Below are 3,992 nucleotides of genomic sequence, written 5' to 3'. Positions count from 1 at the left end.
CTTCCCCCCAATGGGCTTTCCCCCGCCGTTATCCGGCAGGTTTCTGCCGGTTCAACCCGCGTTTCCCTAGGTATTTCCCCGATCAGGCGGCCATGCCGGCCGCGTGCGCGCTCGCCCAGGCCCACTGGAAGTTATCCCCGCCCAGCCAGCCGGTCACGTCCACCGCCTCGCCAATGGCATAAAGACCCGGAACCTTGCGCGCTTCCATCGTGCGCTGCGACAGTTCGGCCGTGCTGATACCGCCGGCGGTCACTTCGGCCTTGGCAAAGCCTTCGCTGCCATCGGGCATGAAATCCCAGGCATGCAGGCGCGCCTGCGCGGCGCGCAACGCCTTGTCGGGCAGGTTGCCCATTTCGGCCGCCAGGCCAAGCTGGTCGGCCAGGGCGGTGGCCAGGCGCTCGGGCAGCGCTTCGCCCAGCACGCTGCGCATGCCCGCGCGCGGGCGCTGGCGCTTGGCATCGAGCAGCCAATCGCCCGTGCGGCCGGGCAGGAAATCGATGCGCACCGCCTCGCCGCGCTTCCAGTATGAGGACACCTGGAGGATCGCCGGGCCGGACAGCCCGCGATGGGTGAACAGCGCCGCTTCGGCAAAACGCGCCTTGCCGCACGTGGCCTCGACCGGGGCCGCAATGCCCGACAGTTCACGGAACAAGGCAGCCTCGGCCGGCAGGGTGAGCGGCACCAGCGCGGGGCGCGGTTGCACCACCTTTAGGCCGAATTGCCGCGCCAGGTCATAGGCAAAGCCGGTGGCGCCGATCTTGGGAATGGCCGGGCCGCCGGTGGCGATGACCAGCGACGGGGCGGCAAATGCGCTTTCCCCCGCGCTGACATGGAACAGGCCATCGGCGTGGCGCACCGCGGTGATCGGGCTGTTGCAGCGCACCTGCGCGCCAGCGGCGGCGCACTGGTCCATCAGCATATCCACGATCTGGCGGGCAGAGCCATCGCAGAACAACTGCCCCAGCGTCTTTTCATGCCAGGCGATGCCGTGGGCATCGACCAGGGCAATGAAATCGCCCGGGGTAAACCGGCTGAGCGCGGAGCGCGCGAAATGCGGATTTTCGGACAGATAGCGATCGGGCGCGGTGTGCAGATTGGTGAAATTGCAGCGGCCGCCGCCGGAAATCAGGATTTTCTTGCCCGGCTTTTCGGCGTGATCGAGCACCACCACGCGGCGCCCGCGCGCAGCCGCCGTGGCCGCGCAGAACAGGCCAGCCGCCCCGGCGCCCAGGATGATCACATCGTGCGTCATGCCTGGGGCCGTGGGGGATTGGTGGAGGTTTGGCAAGAGCCTGGGCGGTTGGGGTGCAACATGCCCTCCCCCAACCCCTCCCGCGTGCGGGAGGGGAGTAGATAGGCCTCCCTCCCGCACGCGGGAGGAAGGCCGTTTGCCTTAGATATGCAGGGCGCGGCCGTAGGCGGCGAGCACCGATTCATGCATGGATTCGCTGATGGTCGGGTGCGGGAACACCGTGTGCATCAGTTCGGCCTCGGTGGTTTCCAGCGTCTTGCCCACGACAAAGCCCTGGATCATTTCGGTCACTTCGGCGCCGATCATGTGCGCGCCTAGCAGTTCGCCGGTCTTGGCATCGAACACCGTCTTGACGAAGCCTTCCGGCTCGCCCAGCGCGATGGCCTTGCCGTTGCCGATGAACGGGAACGTGCCGGCCTTGACGGTATAGCCCGCTTCCTTGGCCTTGGCCTCGGTCAGGCCGACGCTGGCGATCTGCGGGTGGCAATAGGTGCAGCCGGGGATGTTGGCGCGGTCCATCGGGTGTGGATGCACGTCCTTGTTGCCGAGTTCGGCCGCAATGGCTTCCGCCGCGATCACGCCTTCATGGCTGGCCTTGTGCGCCAGCCACGGCCCGGGCGTCACGTCGCCGATCGCCCACAGGCCCTTGGCGCCGGTGCGGCCATAGCCGTCGATCTGGATGAAGCCGCGCTCCATCTTCACGCCCTGTGCTTCAAGCCCGATGTTCTCGGTATTGGGCACGATACCGACGGCCACGATCACATGGCTGTAATCGCCGTCGATCACCTTGCCGTCCTTGGCCTTGATCTTGGCCTTCACGCCATTGGCCGACACCGCCAGGCTTTCCACGCCCGCGCCGGTCATGATCTTCATGCCCTGCTTGGTCAGCGCCTTTTCGAGGAATGCCGAAACATCGGCGTCTTCCACCGGCACGACGCGATCGAGCATTTCGACCACGGTCACGTCAGCGCCCATGTCGTTGTAGAAGCTGGCGAACTCGATACCGATCGCGCCCGAGCCGATGACCAGCAGCTTGCTCGGCAGTTCCTTGGGCGTCATCGCATGGCGATAGGTCCACACGCGGTTGCCATCGGCCTTGGCAAACGGCAGGTCGCGCGCACGGGCACCAGTAGCGACGATCACATGCTTGGCCGAAATCGTTTCGGTGCCCTTGTCGCCGGTCACTTCGATGCTGGTGGGGCTCTTCAAGACGCCCGTGCCCATGTGCACGGTGATCTTGTTCTTCTTCATCAGGTGCGTCACGCCCTGGTTGAGCTGCTTGGCCACGCCGCGCGAACGCTTGACCACCGCGTCCAGATCGGCGCGGATGTTGTCGGCCGCTAGGCCATAGCTGGCCGCGTGCTTCATGTGGTTGAGCACTTCAGCCGAGCGCAGCAGCGCCTTGGTGGGAATGCAGCCCCAGTTGAGGCAGATGCCGCCGAGCAGCTCGCGCTCGACAATGGCGGTCTTGAGACCCAGCTGGGCGCAGCGGATTGCCGCCACATAGCCGCCAGGACCCGAACCGAGGACGATCACGTCATATTGATCAGCCACTTGGAATTCTCCTTATTCGTCAACCGGGCGGGGCCGGCCGGTGCCGTCAACGGCAACAAACGTGAACTTGGCCTGGGTGACCATCGAGGACTGCTCGCGATGGCGTTCGCGGCGCCATGCCTCGATGGCGATGGTCATCGAGGTGCGCCCGGTCTTTTCGATTTCGCCATAGACCGACACCTCGTCACCCACCTTCACCGGATTGAGGAACTGCATGCCGTCGAGCGCGATGGTGACCGCGCGCCCGCGACAACGCCGCGAGGCGATCAGCCCCGCAGCATTGTCCATCAGGCACATCAGCCATCCGCCGAAAATGTCGCCATAGGCGTTGCAATCCGCCGGCATGGCGGTGACGCGGATGGCCGGCTCGCGGCTGCTTACGCTCATGCCACCAGCGCCAAGGGGTTTTCGACGATCTGCTTGAACGCCTGCATCAGTTCGGCGCCATCGGCGCCGTCGATCGCGCGGTGGTCAAAGCTGCCGGTGGCGCTCATCACCGTGGCCACGCCCAGCGCGCCATCGACAATATAGGGGCGCTGTTCGCCGGCACCCACGGCCAGGATCATGCCCTGCGGCGGATTGATCACGGCTTCGAACTGCTTGATGCCGAACATGCCCAGGTTCGACAGCGAGGCCGTGCCGCCCTGGAATTCATGCGGCTGCAGCTTGCCTTCGCGGGCCTTGCCGGCCAGTTGCTTCATCTCGGTGGCGATAGCCGAGATCGACTTGGCCCCGGCATCCTTGATGATCGGCGTGATCAGGCCCGAAGGCGCGGCCACGGCCACCGACACGTCGACGCGGGTGAAGCTGCGCAGCTCATCGCCGGCAAAGCTGACGTTGCACTTGGGCACCTGGACCAGGGCCTTGGCCAGCGCCTTGATCAGCAGGTCGTTGACCGAAAGCTTGACGCCCTGCGCTTCGAGCGCGGCGTTCAATTGGCTGCGCAGCTTGAGCAGCGCATCGAGGCGCACGTCGACCGTAAGGTAGATGTGCGGGATGGTCTGCTTGGCTTCGGTCAGGCGGCGCGCAATGGTCTTGCGCACGTTGTTGAGCTTCTGCGCTTCGTAAGGAATGCCGAAATCGGGCACGACCGCAGGGGCCGGTGCAGCAGCCGGAGCCGGCGTTGCAGCAGCGGGCGCAGCCGGGGCAGCAGCGGTGGCGGGCGCTGCAGCCGCACCGGGCTTGG

4 protein-coding genes are annotated in these 3,992 nt (G+C 65.9%); all 4 read right to left on the bottom strand.

The genetic code is table 11. The features are described 5' to 3' along the window. Window positions 1–82: 82 nt before the first annotated feature. Window positions 83–1,252 carry an NAD(P)/FAD-dependent oxidoreductase gene (locus H926_RS0115185; RefSeq protein WP_022677073.1) on the bottom strand — a complete coding sequence of 390 codons (1,170 nt, stop codon included), beginning with the start codon at window positions 1,250–1,252 and terminating at the stop codon, window positions 83–85. A gap of 141 nt (window positions 1,253–1,393) precedes the next feature. Further along, on the bottom strand, window positions 1,394–2,806 hold the full coding sequence (lpdA, locus tag H926_RS0115180) for a dihydrolipoyl dehydrogenase (RefSeq protein ID WP_022677072.1): 1,413 nt from the start codon (window positions 2,804–2,806) through the stop codon (window positions 1,394–1,396). 12 nt (window positions 2,807–2,818) lie between these two features. Beyond that, a complete protein-coding gene (locus H926_RS0115175; protein WP_022677071.1) occupies window positions 2,819–3,193 on the bottom strand; it encodes an acyl-CoA thioesterase in 375 nt (124 codons plus the stop codon). Beyond that, window positions 3,190–3,992: 2-oxo acid dehydrogenase subunit E2 (locus tag H926_RS0115170; protein WP_022677070.1), on the bottom strand; the 803-nt coding region annotated here is incomplete at its 5' end. The genes H926_RS0115170 and H926_RS0115175, both read right to left, overlap by 4 nt.

The sequence above is a fragment of the Novosphingobium sp. B-7 genome (assembly GCF_000410615.1).
Taxonomy (GTDB): domain Bacteria; phylum Pseudomonadota; class Alphaproteobacteria; order Sphingomonadales; family Sphingomonadaceae; genus Novosphingobium; species Novosphingobium capsulatum.
This window is presented reverse-complemented; position numbering and strand designations above follow the sequence as displayed.